We start from the raw sequence: 20,021 nt of genomic DNA on the forward strand, positions 1-20,021 counted from the left end.
GTTCGGCTATGCGCGATGATCGGGGGAGACGCAGGCAATGAGGAGCGCGGGATATGAGTCAGGCGAGCAGGACCAGGCCGAGCGGGAGCAGCACCGCGCTGAACGAGGCGTACGACACGGCGCTGCTCGATCTCGACGGGGTGGTGTACGCGGGCGGACAGGCGATCGACCATGCCGTCGACGCCCTCGGCACCGCGCGGGAGGGCGGGATGCACCTGGCGTACGTCACCAACAACGCGCTGCGGACCCCGGCCGCGGTGGCGGAACATCTGACCGAGCTGGGGGTGCCGGCCGAGGCCGCCGATGTCATCACGTCGGCGCAGGCCGTGGCGCGGCTGGTGGCCGACCAGCTGCCGGCCGGAGCGCGGGTGCTCCTCATCGGTGGCGAGGGGCTGCGGGTGGCGCTGCGTGAACGAGGGCTGGAGCCGGTGGAGTCGGCGGACGACGACCCGGTCGCCGTGGTGCAGGGGTACGGGGGGCCCGACATGACGTGGGGACGCTTCGCCGAAGCCTCGTACGCGATCAACCGCGGACTGCCGTGGTTCGCGTCCAACACGGATCTGACGATTCCGAGCGCGCGGGGGATCGCACCGGGCAACGGAGCGGCCGTGGAGGTCGTGCGGATCGCCACCGGGGCCGAGCCGCAGGTGGCGGGGAAGCCGTTGCCGCCGATGCACCGCGAGACGGTGCTGCGGACAGGGGCCGAGCGGCCGCTGGTGGTCGGTGACCGCCTCGACACGGACATCGAGGGGGCGTTCAACGGGGGTGTGGACTCGTTGCTGGTGCTCACCGGGGTGACGGACGCGGCGCAACTGGTGGCCGCGGTACCCGAGCACCGGCCGACGTATGTGGACGCCGACCTGCGCGGTCTGCTGACCGGTCAGCCCGAGGTGACGCGGACGGACGAGGCGTACGCCTGCGGTGGCTGGACAGCCTCCGTACGCGGCGAGGCACTCGTGTTGGACGGTGACGGGGACGCGATCGACGGTCTGCGGGCGCTGTGCGCGGCCGCGTGGTCGCACGCCGGGGACGGCTCGTGCGCGCTGGACGCAGGGAAGGCCGTCGCCAGGCTCGGGCTGTAGCGGCGCTGCGGCTCGACGGGGGCAGCGTGTTCGGCACCACGAGCATCGCTCTGCCCACCGGGTCGGCCGGCAGCACCTCGTCCTCCGGTGGACCGCCCGGGGGACGGGAGCCGTGGTGACCGGCCCGCGCAGTGGTGCCTACGAGCCGGGGACTGCCCGGGGAGGGCTCGGACTCCAGATGCCCTGCCTGCGGGCGTACTTGGGTGACAAGGGCGTGGCGCCGGAGGAGCTGTGCTTCGGCAACGCGGGAATGATCATGGGCGAGCCGGTCCCGCCCTGGCCCGGTGCCGTTCGGCGGCTGCGCACTCGCCGGCCGCGACGCGGGCGGAGGTGGTCGCGGCGGCCTCCTGAAGCGGCGTCGGCGAGTGGTGGAGCCCGGGTGCGGGAGGCCGGGATCAGTCAACAGCAGGGTAGGCTAACCTAACTGGCGTGTTCGTTGAGAGTCCCCCGGAACCGAGTGCAGGCCCGATAGCCGCACCGGACAGTCTCGCGCCCCCCAGGCGTCATGCGGTGCGCGCCGCCGGGCTCCTGGTGGCGTCGGCCGCGCTGGTGCTTGTGTGCCTGGCGAGTATCGCGATCGGCGCCAAAGGGCTGCCGCTCGCCGACGTGTGGCACGGCCTGTTCCACTACGCGGGGAGTGGCGACGACGTCCTCGTCCGCCAGGTGCGGATTCCGCGGACCGTGCTCGGACTGATCGTCGGCGCCGCGCTCGGGCTCGCCGGGGCCGTGATGCAGGCGCTGACCCGCAACCCACTGGCCGAGCCCGGGCTGCTGGGTGTCAACGCGGGTGCGTCGGCGGCGGTCGTCTCCGCCATCAGCTTCTTCGGCGTCACCTCGCTGACGGGCTACGTCTGGTTCGCCTTCGCCGGTGCCGCGATCGTCTCGGTCGCCGTGTACCTGCTCGGCGGCAGCCGGTCCGCCAACCCTGTCCGGCTCGCGCTGGCCGGAACGGCCGTCACGGCCGCGCTGTACGGCTACGTCAACGCCGTGCAGCTGCTGGATTCGGCGGCGCTGGACCGGCTGCGGTTCTGGACCGTGGGCTCGCTGGCCTCCGCGAACATGGAGACCGTAGGCAAGGTGTGGCCCTTCATCGCCCTCGGCGTGCTGCTCACGCTGCTCATCGCGAGGCCGCTCAACGCACTGGAAATGGGCGACGACACGGCGCGGGCGCTCGGCGCCCATCTGACCAGGACCCGGGTCCTGGCGATGCTCGCGGTCACTCTGCTGTGCGGCGCCGCGACGGCCGCGTGCGGGCCGGTCGTCTTCATCGGGCTGATGATCCCGCACCTGGTGCGCTCGATCACCGGCCCCGACATGCGATGGATCCTGCCGTACGCGGCCGTGCTCTCCCCGGTGCTCCTGCTCGGCGCGGACGTGGTGGGCCGGGTCGTCGCCCGTCCGTCCGAACTGCAGGTCGGCATCGTCACCGCGCTGATCGGCGGGCCCGTCTTCATCCACCTCGTACGACGCAAGAGGATGTCCCAGCTGTGAAGGCCACCCAGGAGGAGACGCCGCCGGAAGTCACGGGAACGGCTCGGTCCGTGCGGGCCGTGCGGACGGCCGGCGGGTACTCGTTCCGGATGAACGTCCGGGCCTCCCTCGTCATCCTGCTGCTCGCCGCCGTGGCGGCGGGCACGGCCGTCGTCCTGATCGGCAGCGGCGACTTCTCGATGACTCCGCGCGAGGTCGTCACGACCCTCCTCGGGCACGGCACCTTCCAGCAGGAGTTCATCGTCACGGACCTGCGCCTGCCGCGCGTGCTGGTCGGACTCCTCGTCGGGGCGGCGCTCGGTGCCGGCGGCGCGGTCTTCCAGACCATCTCGCGCAACCCGCTCGGCAGCCCCGACGTGCTCGGCTTCGGCCAGGGCGCGACCGTGGGGGCGCTCACCGTGATCGTCCTCTTCCAGGGCGGTGCGGCGGCGGTCGCGGGCGGCGCGGTGGCCGGCGGTCTGCTGACCGGGGTCGCCGTCTACCTGCTGGCGTGGAAGCGCGGGGTCCACGGATTCCGGCTCGTCCTGGTGGGGATCGGTGCCGCGGCCATGCTCACCGCCGCGACCCAGTACCTGATCACGAAGGCCAACCTGGTCGACGCGACCCGGGCCGTCGTCTGGATGACCGGCTCGCTCGACGGCCGGGACTGGGCGCAGGTCCGGCCCCTGCTCGTGGTCTGCGCCGTGCTGCTCCCGCTGGTGTTCGCCCACGGGCCCGCGCTGCGGGTGATGGAGATGGGCGACGACGCCGCGTACGCGCTCGGGGTACGGGTCGAACGCACCCGGCTCGTCCTGATGGGCTCCGCCGTGCTGCTCGTCGCCGTCGCCACGGCCGCCGCGGGGCCGATCGCGTTCGTCTCGCTGAGTGCCCCTCAGCTCGCCCGCCGGCTCACCCGCTCCACCGGCCCCAACCTGGTGGCCGCGACCTTCATGGGGGCGGCGCTCCTCCTCGTCGCCGACTGGGTCTCACTGGAGGCCTTCGGCGACCGGCAGCTGCCCGTCGGTGTCGTCACCGGGGTACTGGGCGGCTGCTACCTGCTGTGGCTCCTGGTGTCCGAGCGCAGGGCCGGCCGCATATGAAGGCCGGAGCACGGGGCGCGGAGCGGGCCGACACCGGTCCCGCCCGCCGTCCGCTCACCGAAACCGATCCGACCCACCCCCGGAGTACGACCATGCAGCGCCTCACCGCGGACTCGGTGACCCTCGGCTACGACCAGCGGGTCATCGCGGAGAACCTCTCGGTCGAGATCCCCGACCACTCGTTCACCGTGATCGTCGGCCCCAACGCCTGCGGGAAGTCGACGCTGCTGCGGGCGCTCTCCCGGATGCTGAAGCCGGCCCACGGCCGGGTGCTGCTGGACGGGGAATCCATTCACGGCCTGCCGGCGAAGAAGGTCGCCAGGACCCTCGGGCTCCTGCCGCAGTCCTCCATCGCGCCGGAGGGCATCACGGTGGCGGATCTCGTGGCCCGGGGGCGGTACCCGCATCAGGGACTGCTGCGTCAGTGGTCACCCGAGGACGAACGCATTGTCGAGGAATCGATGGCGTCGACGGGTGTCGCTGCGCTGGGTGATCGCTATGTCGATGAATTGTCAGGTGGTCAGCGTCAGCGGGTCTGGATCGCGATGGCGCTCGCGCAGCAGACGCCCCTGCTGCTGCTCGACGAGCCGACCACGTACCTCGACATCCAGCACCAGATCGACGTGCTCGACCTGTGCGCGGAACTCCACGAGACGCAGGGACGCACGCTGGTGGCGGTCCTGCACGATCTGAACCATGCCGCGCGGTACGCCACCCACCTCGTCGCGATGCGGGAGGGCGAGATCATCGCGGAGGGCGCACCGGGGGAGATCGTCACCGCGGAGCTGGTGGAGCGGGTGTTCGGGCTGCGGTGCCAGGTGATCCCCGATCCGGAGACGGGGACGCCGCTGGTGGTTCCGGCCGCACGGGTGCGCGCTCCGCGGGCGCCGGTGGCCGGGGGCGCGTGACCTGCGGTCACGCCCTGCCCTCGACCGCCCGACGGGCTCGATTCGGCCGGGCGGGCTCGATCCGGCGCCGCCCGGTACGTAACGGACCGTTACAGCAGCGATCTGAGCTTCAGCAGGTCGCGGAAGCCGGCTTCCAGACGGACCCGGCCCGAGCCCCATGCCTTGGCGAAGTTCAGCTCGCCGTCCACCATCGCCACCAGATCGTCCCCGGTCATCGCGAGCCGGATCTCGGCCTTCTCCCGGGGTGGGCCCTCGACCGTGTCAAGGACCTGGATCCGGCCTCCGGCGAGGCGTCCGGTGAACGTCACGTCGAGGTCCTTGATGTGGCAGCTGAGCGAACGGTCGAGCGCCGCCGCGCCGCGCACATCGCCGTCGGCCCCTGCGAGGTTGTCGGAAAGTCTGTCGAGTGCGCTGCGGCACTCTGTCATGGTCGCCATCGTGACCGACGGTACCGCAGCCCTTCGCGGTAGCGTTTCCCGCATGAGCGACTCGACGCCGGGGCCGGACACGGCCGCCGGAACCGCGCCCGGGGAGATGCCGCAGGACGTACCGCAGGAACCGTCCCCCGCCGGGGCGCACGAGCCCGCCGGCCCGGCGCCCCTCGGTGTCGTACGCACGCCCACGGGCCACGCCGAGGTGGACGCGCGGCTGGAGCGTCTGGCCGATGCGGACCACCTCACGGCGGACGGACACGTCGAGGTGTACGAGGATGTACACCGTGGCCTGCGCGCATCGCTGACCGCGCTGGACGCCGGGCCCGCCCCCGCGCCGGTACCCGCCCCGACACCCTCGTACAACAACTCGTACAACAACAGGAGCTGAACCGAACGTGGCAGGAGTGGCCCGTCGCCGCCTCGACGCCGAGCTGGTACGCCGAAAGCTCGCACGCTCACGCGAGCATGCCAGCCAGCTGATCGCCGCAGGACGGGTGACCGTCGGCGGCAACACCGCGACCAAACCGGCCACCCAGGTCGAGACGAGTGCCGCCCTCGTCGTCACCAAGGACGACAGTGACCCCGAGTACGTCTCGCGGGGCGGCCACAAGCTGGCGGGCGCCCTCACCGCCTTCGTCCCCCTCGGGCTGACGGTGGAGGGACGGCGGGCACTGGACGCCGGGGCGTCGACCGGTGGGTTCACCGATGTGCTGCTGCGGGCCGGAGCGGCCCGCGTCGTGGCCGTGGACGTCGGTTACGGGCAGCTCGCCTGGTCGCTCCAGTCCGATGAACGCGTCACCGTCAAGGACCGTACCAACGTGCGGGAGCTGACGCTGGACGCGATCGACGGCGAGGCGGTGGACCTGGTGGTGGGCGATCTGTCGTTCATCCCGCTCGGGCTCGTGCTGCCCGCCCTGGCACGCTGCACCGCCCCCGGCGCGGACCTGGTCCTCATGGTCAAGCCGCAGTTCGAGGTCGGCAAGGAGCGCCTGGGCAGCGGTGGTGTGGTGCGCAGTCCCGAACTGCGCGCCGAAGCGGTGCGGGAGGTGGCCCGGCGGGCCTGGGCACTCGGCCTGGGTGTCCGGGGTGTGACGGCGAGCCCGCTGCCAGGGCCGTCGGGGAACGTCGAGTACTTTCTGTGGCTGCGGGCCGGAGCACCGGAGCTGGATCCCGCAGATGTCGACCGTGCAGTGGCGGAGGGGCCTCGTTGACGACGAATGCGGCACGAACAGTTTTTCTCTTGGCACACACCGGCCGTCCGGCCGCGATCCGCAGTGCCGAGCTCGTCGTCCAGGGGCTGCTCCGCAGCGGCCTGGGCGTGCGGGTCCTGGCGACGGAGGCGGCCGATCTTCCGCTGCCGCCGTCCGTCGGGACGGTCACCGACGCCACACCCGAGGCGTTGAACGGCTGTGAGCTCCTGATCGTGCTGGGCGGCGACGGGACGCTGCTGCGGGGTGCGGAGCTCTCGCGCGCCTCCGGGGTCCCGATGCTGGGCGTCAACCTCGGCCGGGTGGGCTTCCTCGCCGAGGCCGAACGCGACGACCTCGACAAGGTCGTCGACCGGGTCGTCACCCGCGCGTACACCGTCGAGGAGCGCATGACGATCGACGTCCTCGTGCACAGCAACGGCGATGTCATCCACACCGACTGGGCGCTCAACGAGGCGGCCGTGCAGAAGGTGTCGCCCGAGCGGATGCTGGAGGTCGTGCTGGAGATCGACGGCCGGCCGGTGACCGGGTTCGGCTGTGACGGGATCGTGTGCGCGACGCCGACCGGCTCGACCGCGTACGCCTTCTCGGCCGGCGGGCCCGTCGTCTGGCCCGAGGTCGAGGCACTCCTGATGGTCCCGATCAGTGCCCACGCGCTGTTCGCCAAGCCACTGGTCACCTCGCCGACCTCGGTGCTCGCCGTCGAGGTCCAGCCGCACACCCCGCACGGGGTCCTGTGGTGCGACGGGCGCAGGACGGTGGAGCTGCCCGCGGGCGCGCGCGTCGAGGTGCGACGTGGCGCCGTGCCCGTCCGGCTCGCGCGGCTGCACCAGGCGTCGTTCACGGACCGGCTGGTCGCCAAGTTCGCACTGCCGGTCTCGGGGTGGCGGGGCGCGCCGCACTGACCCCCTGGCGGGCTCCCGCGGCGGCGGATCCGACGACCCGACCCCGGCCCGTGTGCGCGCGGGCCGCGAAACCTCGTATGGTCATGTCCGTGTTGGAGGAGATGCGGATACGGTCGCTCGGAGTCATCGACGACGCGGTGGTGGAACTGTCACCCGGTTTCACCGCGGTGACCGGTGAGACCGGCGCGGGCAAGACCATGGTCGTCACCAGCCTGGGGCTGCTGCTCGGCGGACGCGCCGATCCCGCCCTGGTGCGGATCGGTGCCAAGGCCGCGGTCGTCGAGGGCCGGATCACGGTGACCGAGGGCGACGCTGCGGCGTTGCGGGCCGAGGAGGCCGGGGCCGAGATCGAGGACGGTGCGCTGCTCATCAGCCGTACCGTTTCCGCGGAAGGGCGCTCCCGGGCCCATCTCGGCGGCAGATCCGTGCCGGTGGGAGTGCTGGCCGAACTCGCTGACGAACTCGTCGCCGTGCACGGCCAGACGGACCAGCAGGGACTGCTCAAGCCGGCCCGGCAGCGGCAGGCCCTGGACCGGTACGCGGGCGACGGCGTCGCCGTGCCCCACGCCACGTATGCGAAGGCCTACAAGCGGCTGCGCGAGGTGGCCGCCGACCTCGACGAGCTGACCACGCGCGCCCGTGAGCGGGCCCAGGAAGCCGATCTGCTGCGTTTCGGGCTGAACGAGATCGCCGCGGTCGAACCACTGCCCGGCGAGGACACCGAGCTCGCCGGCGAGGCGCAGCGCCTGGGCCACGCCGACGCGCTCGCCTCCGCCGCCGCCCTCGCGCACACCGCGCTGGCCGGCAACCCCGAGGACCAGGAGGCCGTCGACGCGACGACCGTCGTCGCGGCCGCTCGCCAGGCACTGGACGGGGTACGCGCACACGACCCGGCACTCGCCGCACTCGCCGACCGGGTCGGCGAGATCTCCATCCTGCTCGCCGACGTCGCGGGTGAACTGTCCGGGTACGCCGACCAGCTGGATTCCGATCCGCTGCGGCTCGCCGCGGTCGAGGAGCGGCGTGCCGCGCTCACCGCCCTCACCCGCAAGTACGGCCAGGACATCAGTGCTGTTCTGGCCTGGGCCGAGGACGGGGCGGCCCGGCTGACCGAGCTGGAGGGCGACGACGACCGGATCGGCGAACTGACCGCGGAGCGGGACGCACTGCGCGCCCAACTCTCCGGCCTGGGCCAGGCGTTGACCGATGCCCGAACAGCGGCTGCGGCGCTCTTCGCCGAAGCGGTGACCGAGGAACTGGCCTCCCTCGCCATGCCCCACGCCCGAGTCTCCTTCGACATCCGGCAGACCGAGGCGGCGGACGAGGCGTCCGGCATCGAGATCGACGGACGAAACGTGGCCTACGGCCCGTCCGGCGCCGACGAGGTCGAACTCCTGCTGGCCCCGCACCCCGGCGCCCAGCCCCGTCCGATCGCCAAGGGCGCGTCGGGCGGTGAGCTGTCCCGGGTGATGCTCGCCGTCGAGGTGGTCTTCGCCGGTTCGGACCCCGTCCCCACCTACCTCTTCGACGAGGTCGACGCGGGTGTCGGCGGTAAGGCCGCCGTCGAGGTCGGCCGGCGACTGGCGAAGCTCGCGAAGTCGGCGCAGGTCGTGGTCGTCACCCACCTGCCCCAGGTGGCCGCGTTCGCCGACCGGCAGCTGCTCGTCGAGAAGACGGTGGACGGCTCCGTGACCAGGAGCGGCGTCACGGTCCTGGAGGGCGAGGACCGGGTACGGGAGCTGTCCCGGATGCTCGCCGGACAGGAGGACTCCGAGACGGCCCGTGCGCACGCGGAGGAACTGCTGGCCACGGCACGGGCCGACGGCTAGGGCCTCGCGGGGGCGGTCCCGACGTCCGGGGCCGCTTCCGATCTCTCGCGGATTTCACTCGTGCGGGTGGTGCGCCACGCCCGGTTTGTTGCGGTCCGCACCGGCGTACCGGGTCGGTCGTGCCGGAACGTGCGTACGGACTGGCATCCTTGGCGGTGTACATACGGTCGCGGGTGAGGCCGTTACCCCCGACTCGGGATCCCCGGGAGCCATTCAACGTGTCACAGCTGCGTACGGTCCAAGTGCTGGGCGGCGGCAGTGCGGGCAGCAGCGCCCATGTCGGTTCGCTGGCCGCCGGACTGGTCGCGCGAGGTGTGCAGGTCACCGTCTGCGCTCCGGCCGGACTGGATCACGCGTACGCGTTCTCCGCGACGGGGGCCCGGTACACGGCCGTGCCGCGGCGCAGTGACCCCGCCGCCGTCGCCGCGCTGCGGGCCGCCTGCGCGGGTGCCGACATCGTTCACGCGCACGGAGTGCATGCCGCGGTCCGGGCCGCTCTGGCGCTCGGCGGCCGTCAGATCCCGCTGGTCGTCACCTGGCATGTCCGGGCCCACGCCGAGGGGGCGCGCCGACGGATGCTCCACCTGCTGGAGCGAAGAGCCGTCCGAGCGGCCTCGGTTGTGCTCGGGGCGTCGTCGGACCTGGTCGACCGGGCCCGGCGCCGTGGCGCGCGTGACGCCCGGCTCGCGCCCGTGGCCCTTCCCGTGCCGTGTCTCCCCGTGCCGGCGCCCGACGGCAAGGTGCGGGCCGAACTCGGCGCGGTCGAAAGACCGTTGATCATGGCGGTGGGCAGCCTCGTGCCCCATCACGGATACGGCACCCTGCTCGACGCGGCACGGATGTGGCGCCGCCTCGACCCCGTCCCCCTGCTCGTCATCGCCGGCGAAGGGCGGGAGCGGGCGGCGCTGCGGCGCCGGATCAAGGCCGAGGACCTGCCGGTCTCGCTGATCGGCAGCCGCACCGACATTCCCGAACTCCTGGCCGCCGCCGACCTGGTGGTGCTGCCCAGCCGCTGGGAGGCGCGTCCGGTGCTGGCCCAGGAGGCCTTGCGGATCGGCGTGCCGCTGGTCGCCACCGCGGTCGGCGGAGTGCCCGATCTCGTGGGTGAAGCGGCGGAGCTCGTGCCGTACGCCAACCCGGAGGCGCTCGCCCGTGCCGTGGCCCGGCTGCTCGGCGATCCGGCGGAACGCGAGCGGCTGGCAGCCGCCGGTCTCCAGCAGGCGGCGAGTTGGCCGACCGAGGACGAAACGGTCGCTCAAGTCCTCAGCGTGTACGACGAGTTGACCAACCGCTGAGGGTTGCGCCAGGAATTGCGGGACAGTCCTCAGGGGTGGCTGCCACCCGCTGGGGCCGAGGTCTCACGTCGCGTGGCGGCGGGCGCGCAGGGCCAGGCTCAGAGCCAGGACGGCCTGTGGGTCGTCCAGATCGGTGCCGAGCAGTTCACCGATGCGGGCCAGCCGGTTGTAGAGCGTCTGACGGTTCAGATGCAGTTCGCGCGCCGTCTCCGCCTTGCGGCCCGCATGGGCCAGATACGTCTCCAGCGTGGGAAGCAGCGGCGGACGCGAGGTCCGGTCGTGATCGCGCAGCGCGCCGATGGCCCGCTCGACGAACGCCGCGAGGTCAGGATGGTCCCGCAGGCGCCACAGCAGCAGGTCGATGTCGAGCCGGCGGGCGTCGTACCAGGGCCGGTCGTCAAGCCCCTGCGCCGCCGTCGCCGTCTCCGCCGCGTGCCGCAGCCCCGCACCGGCCGCTGCCCAGCCGCCCGCAACCCCGACCACCACGACAGGGGGATGGGACCCCGCCCTTTCCAGACCGGCCCGCTCCACCCCGGCCCGCAGCGCCGCCGCCACCCGGTCGGCCACCGCCGTACGCTCCGTCTCCGTCCGCAGCCCCAGAAGCAGAGGCACCCGGCCCTCCACCGGCCGCACTCCGAGCAGCACCGGCACCCCCACCGAGGACAGCTCCTCCAGGACCGCGCGCGCCAGCAACGCCCAGTTCCCGGAGGGGGAGAGCTCCGGGGCCAGCCGCATCACCACGGGCAGCAGCGGCATCTCGCCCGGCTTGAAGCCCAGCACGCGGGCCTGCGCGGGCGCGTCCTCGGGGGTGATGCGGCCCTCCGCGAGATCAGTGAGGAAGTCGCCCCGGCCACGTGCCGCGAGCTCCTCCTCCTGGCGGGCCTGCATCAGGACCACCGCCAGAATGCCCGCCGCCCGCTCCGCCGCCATCCGGTGCACCGGCACCAGCGGCCCGTCCACCGCCAGCAGGACCAGCCTGGCGCGTACCGACCCCGCCCCCGGTCCGCCGCCCGGAACATCCACCAGCACAGCACCGACGGGCGGCGACTCGCGGGCCGCCCGGCCGCCGCGCATCCCGTCCCACACCTGGAGCGGATCCGCGGAGACCGGGCCCGACTCCGTGCCCGCCGCGTACAGCAGCTGGCCGTCCGCCGTCTCCAGGAAGACCGGGTTGGCCGTGAAATCCGCCAGGATGCCGAGCACCTGGGGCACCCCGCCACCGCCGAGCAGCGCCTGGGTGCAGCGCCGATGAACCTCCTCGGCCTGTTGCAGGAGCGCGTAGTGACCGTTGACGATCTCGGTGTGGATCTCCTCCGTCACCGTCACGAACGGCACCTCGCGGTGCAGCTGGACCAGGGGCAGCCCGGCCGTGCGGGCGGCGTCCACGATCGAGGACGGCAATCTGCTGAAGCGCGGACCGAGCTCCACCACGAGTGCGGCGATACCGCGGTCGGCGAGCCGTCGGACGAACGCGCGCTGCTCGGCGGGACGGGTGCCGAGCCCCAGGCCGGTGGTGAGGAGCAGCTCACCGCCCTTGAGCAGCGACGCGATGTTGGGGACCTCGCCGGCGTGCACCCAGCGCACGGTGCGGCCGAGGCGGTCGGCGCCGGTCACCACCTCGGGGAGGCCGCTGCGCAGCCCCGGCAGCTCAAGGGCTCGCTGCACGGTGATGCCGCCCTGGGTCTCCACTTGGCTCTGGCCTCGCGTTTCGCTTCGGTCGGTCCGGACACTCGCACGGTCGCGGTGGTCCTGGTCAGGAAGGTACCGGCCCCGGGCGCCGGAGGCTTCGCCGGGGCGGCACGCCGTTGACAGGGGCGGCGGCCGCTGCGATCTTGAAAATCCTGTACCGGACGAGGGGGAGGAACCATGGGCGACGATGCGCCGCCGTACGGGGAGCGGGCCGGTGGGGTGGCCGGAGCGGGCGTGCCGCCCGAGGACGCCCTGCCCGGCCCACTGGTCGGCCCCGACTGGCTCGCCGGGCGGCTCGGCTCTCCGGGGCTGCTGGTGCTCGACGCCTCCGTCGGCGCACACCGGGGTTCCCCGCGGAGGATCGTGGGAGCACGTGCGTTCGACATCGACGGGGCGCTCTCCGACCACACGGGGCCTCTGCCCCACACGATGCCCGACGCCGCCCGGTTCACCGACGAGCTGCGCACTCTGGGTCTCCACGACGGCGACACGGTCTTGGTCTACGACGCGGTGGGCATCTACTCCAGTGCCCGGGCCTGGTGGATGCTCCGGGCGATGGGCTTCGACCGCGTCGCGGTGCTCGACGGTGGCCTGCCCGGGTGGGCGGCCGCCGGACTGCCGACGGAGGACGGAGCGCCCGCCGCCCCCGCGGAACGCGGTGACTTCACGGCCGCGCCGCGTGCCGGACTGCTCGTCGGCGCCGACGAGGTGGCGGCCGCCCTGTCCGATCCGGCATCCGCCGTCTTCGACGCCCGGTCCCGGGAACGCTTTCGCGGTACGGCCCCCGAGCCGCGCGCGGGCCTGCGCGGCGGCCATATGCCCGGGGCCGTCAACCTGCCCTTCCCCGAGATCCAGCACGAGGGCCGGATGCGCCCGGCGGCGGAACTGCGCGCCGCGTTCTCCGCTCCGGCGCAGGGCCGGGAACGGTTGGTCTTCAGTTGCGGGTCCGGGGTCACCGCCTGCGTCCTGGCGCTGGGCGCCGCACTGGCCGGGTACCGCGACCTGGCGGTCTACGACGGTTCCTGGAGCGAGTGGGGGCTGCCTTCGGAGCGCCGTCCGGTCGTCGCGGACCGGGCGGCGGAGGCCGGCTGACGACGCTGTCGCGGTGGGCCGCCCGGCCCACCGCGACAGCGTCGTCAGCCCACGTACGCCCCGCTCGCCGTCAGCCGCAGCGCCGTGTCGATCAGCGGCACGTGGCTGAACGCCTGCGGGAAGTTGCCCACCTGGCGCTGCAGTCGCGCGTCCCACTCCTCGGCCAGCAGGCCCAGGTCGTTGCGCAGGGACAGCAGGCGCTCGAAGAGCTGGCGGGCCTCGTCGACGCGGCCGATCATCGCCAGGTCGTCCGCCAGCCAGAAGGAGCACGCCAGGAAGGCGCCCTCGTCGCCCTCCAGGCCGTCCACGCCCGCGTTCTCGCCCGAGGTGGGGTAGCGCAGCACGAAGCCGTCCTCGGTGGACAGCTCCCGCTGGATCGCCTCGATCGTGCCGATGACCCGCTTGTCGTCGGGCGGCAGGAACCCCATCTGCGGGATCAGCAGGAGGGAGGCGTCCAGCTCCTTCGACCCGTAGGACTGGGTGAAGGTGTTGCGCTCCTTGTCGTAGCCCCGCTCGCAGACGTCGCGGTGGATGTCGTCGCGCAGCTCGCGCCACTTCTCCAGCGGCCCGTCCGTGTCGCCGGACTCGATCAGCTTGATCGTCCGGTCGACCGCGACCCAGGCCATGACCTTGGAGTGCACGAAGTGGCGGCGCGGACCGCGGACCTCCCAGATGCCCTCGTCCGGTTCGTCCCAGTGGTTCTCCAGGTACTCGATCAGCTTGAGCTGGAGGCCGGTCGCGTAGTCGTTGCGGGTCAGCCCCGTCATGTGTGCGAGGTGCAGTGCCTCGGTGACCTCACCGTACACATCCAGCTGGAGCTGGCCCGCGGCGCCGTTGCCGACCCGGACCGGGCCGGAGTTCTCGTAACCGGGCAGCCACTCCAGTTCGGCCTCGCCCAGCTCCCGCTCGCCCGCGATGCCGTACATGATCTGGAGGTTCTCGGGGTCCCCCGCCACGGCCCGCAGCAGCCACTCGCGCCAGGCACGGGCCTCCTCGCGGTAGCCCGTGCGCAGCAGGGAGGAGAGGGTGATCGCGGCGTCGCGGAGCCAGGTGTAGCGGTAGTCCCAGTTGCGGGAGCCGCCGATGTCCTCCGGCAGGGAGGTGGTCGGCGCGGCGACGATGCCGCCGGTCGGCGCGTACGTCAGGGCCTTCAGGGTGATCAGCGAGCGGACCACGGCCTCGCGGTAGGGGCCGTGGTAGGTGCACTGCTCGACCCACTCGCGCCAGAAGTCCGTGGTGGCCTCCAGCGAGCCCTCCGGGTCCGGGAGCGCGGGCGGCTCGCGGTGCGAGGGCTGCCAGCTGATGGTGAACGCGATCCGGTCACCCGGGGCGACGGTGAAGTCGGAGTACGTCGTCAGGTTCTCGCCGTACGTCTCCGCAGGGGTGTCGTACCAGACCGAGTCGGGGCCCGCGACGGCGACCGTACGGCCGTCGACCTTGTGCACCCACGGGGTGACGCGCCCGTAGCTGAACCGCATTCTCAGCTCCGAGCGCATCGGCACCCGGCCGCTGATTCCCTCCACGATCCGGATCAGTTGCGGCGCGCCGTCGCGCGGCGGCATGAAGTCGGTCACCCTGACCGTGCCGCGCGGCGTGTCCCATTCCGATTCCAGGATCAGTGAGTCCCCGCGGTAGCGGCGACGGTCCGCCGACGGCGGTTCCGCGCCCTCCGCGCGGGCCGGTCCCAGGCGCCAGAAGCCGTGCTCCTCGGTACCCAGTAGTCCCGCGAATACGGCGTGTGAGTCGAAGCGGGGAAGGCACAGCCAGTCGGCTGTGCCGTCCCGGCAGACCAGGGCGGCGGTCTGCATGTCTCCGATGAGTGCGTAATCCTCGATGCGCCCGGCCACGTGCATCTCCAGTCGAACGGCCATGTCGCCCCGTAGGGCGCTTACTGCGGGTCAAGAGGTCGTTGCAAGGGGTTGATGTGGGGGAACCTGCGAGTTCATACCTCGCCCCGAGCGAGTGTCCGAGCAGGATACGACGCACCCGGGTGATCCGCGCGACGCTCTTGACAACCGAGGTGAGCCGAACGGGTGGGGCGTGAGAGACGTGCGGTGATCCTGTGTGCCCGGTGTGCCGGGAGCGGCCGGAAGCAGGCTCTCCTCGTCGCTGTTACCCTGGTAGCCCGTGGACGGTGGTCGTCAGCGAGAGCAGACGAGGCCCCCGAACCGCAGCGACGGCACCTCCGGATTCTCCGGAAGGGAATGCCGGCACGCACCTCACGATCGCGACCACGGGAGCCCCCTTTGGCTATGCAGCCCACATCCACGACGACCAAGCACATCTTCGTCACCGGGGGTGTCGCCTCTTCCCTCGGCAAGGGTCTGACTGCCTCCAGCCTCGGTGCCCTGCTCAAGGCGCGCGGCCTTCGGGTCACCATGCAGAAGCTCGACCCCTACCTGAACGTCGACCCGGGCACGATGAACCCGTTCCAGCACGGTGAGGTCTTCGTCACCAACGACGGCGCCGAGACCGACCTGGACATCGGCCACTACGAGCGCTTCCTCGACGTCGACCTCGACGGTTCCGCCAACGTCACCACCGGCCAGGTCTACTCGACGGTCATCGCCAAGGAGCGGCGCGGCGAGTACCTCGGTGACACCGTGCAGGTCATCCCGCACATCACCAACGAGATCAAGCACCGCATCCGCCGCATGGCCACCGACGACGTAGACGTCGTCATCACCGAGGTCGGCGGCACGGTCGGCGACATCGAGTCGCTGCCGTTCCTGGAGACCGTCCGCCAGGTCCGCCACGAGGTGGGCCGGGACAACGTCTTCGTCGTGCACATCTCGCTGCTGCCCTACATCGGCCCGTCCGGCGAGCTCAAGACCAAGCCCACCCAGCACTCGGTCGCGGCCCTGCGCAACATCGGTATCCAGCCGGACGCCATCGTGCTCCGCGCCGACCGTGACGTCCCGACCGCCATCAAGCGCAAGATCTCGCTGATGTGCGACGTCGACGAGGCCGCCGTGGTGGCCTGCCCCGACGCCAAGTCGATCTACGACATCCCGAAGGTGCTGCACTCCGAGGGCCTGGACGCCTACGTCGTGCGCAAGCTCGACCTGCCGTTCCGTGACGTCGACTGGACCACCTGGGGCGATCTGCTGGACCGCGTCCACAACCCCGACCACGAGGTCACCGTCGCCCTGGTCGGCAAGTACATCGACCTGCCCGACGCCTATCTCTCGGTCACCGAGGCCATCCGGGCCGGCGGCTTCGCCAACAAGGCCCGCGTCAAGGTCAAGTGGGTCGCCTCCGACGACTGCAAGACCCCGGCCGGCGCCAAGAAGCAGCTCGGCGACGTCGACGCCATCTGCATCCCCGGCGGCTTCGGTGAGCGCGGCGTCATCGGCAAGGTCGGCGCCATCCAGTACGCCCGCGAGAACAAGGTGCCCCTCCTCGGCCTCTGCCTGGGTCTGCAGTGCATCGTGATCGAGGCGGCGCGCAACCTCGCCGAGATCCCCGACGCCAACTCCACCGAGTTCGACGCCGCCACCGCCCACCCCGTCATCTCGACGATGGAGGAGCAGCTGGCGTACGTCGAGGGCGCGGGGGACCTGGGCGGCACGATGCGCCTCGGCCTGTACCCGGCGAAGCTCGCCGAGGGCTCGCTGGTCCGTGAGGCCTACGACGACCAGCCGTACGTGGACGAGCGCCACCGTCACCGCTACGAGGTCAACAACTCCTACCGCGCCGAGCTGGAGAAGAAGGCCGGTCTGGTCTTCTCCGGCACCTCCCCGGACAACAAGCTCGTCGAGTACGTCGAGTACCCGCGCGAGGTCCACCCCTACCTGGTGGCCACGCAGGCGCACCCGGAGCTGCGCTCCCGCCCGACCCGCCCGCACCCGCTCTTCGCGGGCCTGGTGAAGGCGGCCGTGGCACGCAAGACGGGCGCCGAGCCGCGCAAGTAGCCTCATCCCCGCAGGCATTACGGTTGACCGGGGTACGCATCCTTCGAGGACGCGTACCCCGGTCACTGTTTTTCGTGGGAGGACGTAGATGGGTTTCCAGGACACGCCCGAGGAATGGCCGGTCACCGCGACCGAAACTCCGTTCCGGGGCAACAAGACCAGCGTCCGCACCGACGACGTGGAGATGCCCGACGGCACCGTCGCACGCCGCGACTACCAGGTCCACCCCGGTTCGGTCGCCGTGCTGGCGCTCGACGACGAGGACCGCGTCCTCGTGCTGCGCCAGTACCGCCACCCGGTGCGCCAGAAGCTGTGGGAGATTCCGGCGGGGCTCCTCGACGTCCCCGGCGAGAACCCGCTGCACGCCGCGCAGCGCGAGCTCTACGAGGAGGCGTACGTCAAGGCCGAGGACTGGCGGGTGCTGACCGACGTCTACACGTCGCCCGGCGGTTGTGACGAAGCCGTACGGATCTTCCTCGCCCGGGGCATCTCCGAAGCGGACGGGGAGCGCTTCGAGGTCTCCGAGGAGGAGGCCGACATGGAGCTGGCCCGGGTGCCGCTCCAGGAACTCGTGCGGGGTGTCCTCGCGGGCGACCTGCACAACAACTGCCTGGCGGTGGCGGTTCTCTCACTCGCTGCCGTGCTCGCCGGCGACGGGACCGACTCGCTGCGGCCGGCGGAAGCACCCTGGCCCGCCCGGCCGTTCGAGGCCTGACCGCCCGTCGGACGTTCTGGGACGTCGTCCGTACGGGCCCCGTCCGGACACTCCCTTGCATCCCCCGGTCGGAAAAGATGCTGATCCGATCGGGGGACCTCTCCGCCGCGCTCCACCCGGTTCGCCCACCCGCCTGAACTACGCTCTGAATGCCCTGACCGGAGTTCCGGCGGGCGACGCGTGCAGCGAAGTGGAGCGTGGCCCGTGACGGATCAGGCGGTGGACACCAGCGACCCGGCCGAGGCAGCGGGGACCGAGGCGCCGGCCGTCGTCGAACCACCCCGATTCTTCGGGCGCGAGCGCGAGTTGAAGGAACTGCGGGCCGATATCGAGCGGGCCGGACTGGACACCATGGCTGGCCGTAAGAGCGGCCGGGCCCGGGTCCTGCTGATCGCCGGACGCCCCGGCTCCGGCCGTACCGCACTCGCCGCCGAACTCACCCGCCGGCTGCTCGCCACCGGCGACTACCCCGACGGACTGATCCGCGTCCGGCTCACCGAACCCGGCGGCACCCCCGTGCCTGCCGAACGTGCCGCGCGCGAGCTCCTGCGCGGGCTGGACGTGACCGGACCGCCCGGCGCGGACGAGGACGAACTGTCCGAGATGGTCCGCGAGGCGCTCGCCGTACGCCGTGTCCTGCTCCTGCTCGACGACGCGTCGGACGCCGAGCAGGTCGATCCGCTGCTGCCGGACAACCCGGACTGCCTCGTGGTCGCCACCGCGCAGGGCCCGCTGACCGGCATCCCCGGTGTCCGGCCCTGCACCATCGGCGGCCTCGACGCGGCCTCCGCCGTCGAGCTGCTCTCCCGTGCGATCGGCGAGGTCAGGATCACCGTCGACCCGCTGACGGCCGAGACCCTGGCGGAGGTGTGCGGTGGTCTGCCCGCCGCCCTGATCATGATCGGGGGCTGGCTGGCCACCCGCCCGACGGCCTCGGTCGCCGATGTCACCAAGCAACTGCGGGAACTGCCGGACGACACCGAGCAGCCCACCGGCGCCCGTCCGCTGGCCCGCGCCTTCCGGCTGGTCCACGACTCCCTGCCGTCGACCGCCGCCCGGATACTGCGTCTGCTCTCCCTCGCCCCGGCCGGGCTCGCCGACGCCCACACCGCGTCGGCGCTCGCCGGCTGCTCCGTCTCGGCCGCCCGGACCACCCTCGACGACTTCGTGCGGCTTGGCCTGCTGCGCAGCGACGGGGCCGAGGACCCGCAGTACGAGGTGCCCGGGTGCCTCGCGGCGCTGCTGCGGGCGCTGCTGGAGGACCGGGACCGGCCGGCCGAGATCCAGCTCGCCCGGGCCCGGATGCTGGAACGCACCGTGCGCCTGCTCCAGTCCTGCCGCGCGGTCACCGAACCGGAGGGCTCGCCGGCCAGGCGCAAGCTGGCCGGACTGCCACGGTCCTTGCGCTTCCCCGGACCCGATGCGGCCGCCGCCTGGCTGCGGATCCGCAGGCCCGCACTGGTCGCCTCCGCCCGGATCGCCGTCGAGGACGGCGAACTCGACACCCTGGCACGCCGGTTGGTGGCAGCTCTGGTGCGGGCTCTGGCCGTGCACGAGGGCACCGAGGCGGCCGCCCCCGAGCTCTACGGACTGCATGGTCTGGTGCTGGCCGTCGCGGAGCGGCGCGATCTGCCCCGGGAGCGGGCCGCCGCCCTGCTCAATCTCGCCGACCTGGACGCCGGGACGGGCCGCACCCGGGAGGCGCTGGCCCGCTACCGGGCCGCGCTGGACGCCGGACGTGCTGCGAAGGATCCGTACGCCACCGGCCGCGCCATGGAATCCGTGGGCGGCGCCTATGCGGAGCTCGGCGACTTCAATCGGGCCTCCGACTGGTACGGACGGGCGCTGGCCCAGCGGCTCACCCAGGGCGAGCGGGCCGACGAGGCGCGCCTCTACGGGCGGCTCGGCACCGTCCACACCTACGCCGGCCGGTACGGCGAGGCGCTGCGGAACTGGCGGGCGGCGGCGGCCGGCTACCGCAGGCTCGGCGATGTGCCCGCCCAGGCGCGGGCGCTCAGCGAGGTCGCCCGGGTCCAGGAGTACGCGGGCCGTCCGCAGGAGTCGCTGCAGACGTGCCGGGAGGCCGTGGAGTGGGCGCGCCAGGCCAAGGATCTGCGGTTGCAGGCCGCGCTGGAGCTCCGGCTGGCCGACACCCTCGACCGCCTCGGCGACCCCGCGGCTGCGGGCCTGCACAGGGGTACGGCCGAGAGATTGCTGGGCGAGGAGAGCGCAGCCTACGAAATCCGTAGTGCGACGACAGAAAATTAATGCTTTGTAAGGCTGGACAGCGGGAAGCCCTTCATTAGACTGGCTCTGCCGCGGGTGTTCGCGGTGTCTCCATTTACGCTGTGTCTATCCGGGTATGTATAGCTATGTCCGG

Annotated in this window: 16 protein-coding genes; 13 read left to right on the forward strand and 3 right to left on the reverse strand. The window is 72.3% G+C overall.

Going from position 1 to position 20,021, the window contains the following annotated elements; all coding sequences use genetic code 11:
* Positions 1 to 53 precede the first annotated feature (53 nt).
* The 4 genes from OG538_RS28690 to OG538_RS28705 all read left to right on the forward strand — a co-directional run bounded on the left by OG538_RS28690 (position 54) and on the right by OG538_RS28705 (position 4,560).
* Positions 54 to 1,082 carry an HAD-IIA family hydrolase gene (locus OG538_RS28690; protein WP_406098346.1) on the forward strand — a complete coding sequence of 343 codons (1,029 nt, stop codon included), beginning with the start codon at positions 54 to 56 and terminating at the stop codon, positions 1,080 to 1,082.
* A gap of 531 nt (positions 1,083 to 1,613) precedes the next feature.
* A complete protein-coding gene (locus OG538_RS28695) occupies positions 1,614 to 2,573 on the forward strand; it encodes a FecCD family ABC transporter permease (RefSeq protein ID WP_406100350.1) in 960 nt (319 codons plus the stop codon).
* Positions 2,574 to 2,662: 89 nt separating this feature from the next.
* Positions 2,663 to 3,652 carry a FecCD family ABC transporter permease gene (locus tag OG538_RS28700; RefSeq protein ID WP_406100352.1) on the forward strand — a complete coding sequence of 330 codons (990 nt, stop codon included), beginning with the start codon at positions 2,663 to 2,665 and terminating at the stop codon, positions 3,650 to 3,652.
* Between the two features lie 92 nt (positions 3,653 to 3,744).
* Positions 3,745 to 4,560 carry an ABC transporter ATP-binding protein gene (locus OG538_RS28705; protein ID WP_406098347.1) on the forward strand — a complete coding sequence of 272 codons (816 nt, stop codon included), beginning with the start codon at positions 3,745 to 3,747 and terminating at the stop codon, positions 4,558 to 4,560.
* Between the two features lie 89 nt (positions 4,561 to 4,649).
* Here OG538_RS28705 and OG538_RS28710 read toward each other — a convergent pair whose 3' ends face one another.
* Positions 4,650 to 4,997 (reverse strand): SCP2 sterol-binding domain-containing protein, encoded by a 348-nt coding sequence (locus tag OG538_RS28710; RefSeq protein WP_327711810.1) that lies wholly within the window; start codon positions 4,995 to 4,997, stop codon positions 4,650 to 4,652.
* Between the two features lie 43 nt (positions 4,998 to 5,040).
* Between OG538_RS28710 and OG538_RS28715 the strand changes: the two genes are divergently transcribed.
* The 5 genes from OG538_RS28715 (at position 5,041) to OG538_RS28735 (ending at position 10,231) form a co-directional block, all read left to right on the forward strand.
* Positions 5,041 to 5,382, forward strand: a complete 342-nt coding sequence (locus OG538_RS28715; RefSeq protein ID WP_406098348.1) for a hypothetical protein — start codon at positions 5,041 to 5,043, stop codon at positions 5,380 to 5,382.
* A 7-nt stretch (positions 5,383 to 5,389) separates the two neighbouring features.
* Positions 5,390 to 6,205, forward strand: coding sequence for a TlyA family RNA methyltransferase (locus OG538_RS28720; protein ID WP_406098349.1), 816 nt, complete (start codon positions 5,390 to 5,392; stop codon positions 6,203 to 6,205).
* Positions 6,202 to 7,107, forward strand: a complete 906-nt coding sequence (locus OG538_RS28725; RefSeq protein WP_406098350.1) for an NAD kinase — start codon at positions 6,202 to 6,204, stop codon at positions 7,105 to 7,107. Before OG538_RS28720 ends, OG538_RS28725 begins: the two co-directional genes overlap by 4 nt.
* An 83-nt stretch (positions 7,108 to 7,190) precedes the next feature.
* The gene (gene recN, locus OG538_RS28730) at positions 7,191 to 8,936 is read left to right on the forward strand and encodes a DNA repair protein RecN (RefSeq protein WP_406098351.1); all 1,746 of its coding nucleotides are present in this window, start codon (positions 7,191 to 7,193) and stop codon (positions 8,934 to 8,936) included.
* A 218-nt stretch (positions 8,937 to 9,154) separates the two neighbouring features.
* Positions 9,155 to 10,231, forward strand: coding sequence for a glycosyltransferase family 4 protein (locus OG538_RS28735; RefSeq protein WP_406098352.1), 1,077 nt, complete (start codon positions 9,155 to 9,157; stop codon positions 10,229 to 10,231).
* A 63-nt stretch (positions 10,232 to 10,294) separates the two neighbouring features.
* Here the strand turns inward: OG538_RS28735 and OG538_RS28740 are convergent, their stop codons facing one another.
* The gene (locus OG538_RS28740) at positions 10,295 to 11,920 is read right to left on the reverse strand and encodes a PucR family transcriptional regulator (protein ID WP_406098353.1); all 1,626 of its coding nucleotides are present in this window, start codon (positions 11,918 to 11,920) and stop codon (positions 10,295 to 10,297) included.
* A 177-nt stretch (positions 11,921 to 12,097) separates the two neighbouring features.
* Between OG538_RS28740 and OG538_RS28745 the strand changes: the two genes are divergently transcribed.
* Positions 12,098 to 13,012, forward strand: coding sequence for a sulfurtransferase (locus OG538_RS28745; protein ID WP_406098354.1), 915 nt, complete (start codon positions 12,098 to 12,100; stop codon positions 13,010 to 13,012).
* A 44-nt stretch (positions 13,013 to 13,056) separates the two neighbouring features.
* Here the strand turns inward: OG538_RS28745 and OG538_RS28750 are convergent, their stop codons facing one another.
* Positions 13,057 to 14,859: a glycoside hydrolase family 15 protein gene (locus tag OG538_RS28750; RefSeq protein WP_406100354.1), complete on the reverse strand. Its 1,803-nt coding sequence runs from the start codon at positions 14,857 to 14,859 to the stop codon at positions 13,057 to 13,059.
* 405 nt (positions 14,860 to 15,264) lie between these two features.
* Here OG538_RS28750 and OG538_RS28755 point away from each other — a divergent pair, with 405 nt between their 5' ends.
* From OG538_RS28755 to OG538_RS28765, 3 genes are all read left to right on the forward strand, one after another.
* The gene (locus OG538_RS28755; RefSeq protein ID WP_406098355.1) at positions 15,265 to 16,926 is read left to right on the forward strand and encodes a CTP synthase; all 1,662 of its coding nucleotides are present in this window, start codon (positions 15,265 to 15,267) and stop codon (positions 16,924 to 16,926) included.
* A gap of 88 nt (positions 16,927 to 17,014) precedes the next feature.
* A complete protein-coding gene (locus OG538_RS28760) occupies positions 17,015 to 17,641 on the forward strand; it encodes an NUDIX domain-containing protein (RefSeq protein ID WP_406098356.1) in 627 nt (208 codons plus the stop codon).
* A gap of 204 nt (positions 17,642 to 17,845) precedes the next feature.
* Positions 17,846 to 19,909 carry a tetratricopeptide repeat protein gene (locus OG538_RS28765; protein ID WP_406098357.1) on the forward strand — a complete coding sequence of 688 codons (2,064 nt, stop codon included), beginning with the start codon at positions 17,846 to 17,848 and terminating at the stop codon, positions 19,907 to 19,909.
* Positions 19,910 to 20,021: the final 112 nt, after the last annotated feature.

Origin of the sequence: Streptomyces sp. NBC_01013 (assembly GCF_045162765.1) — a bacterium.
GTDB lineage: Bacteria > Actinomycetota > Actinomycetes > Streptomycetales > Streptomycetaceae > Streptomyces.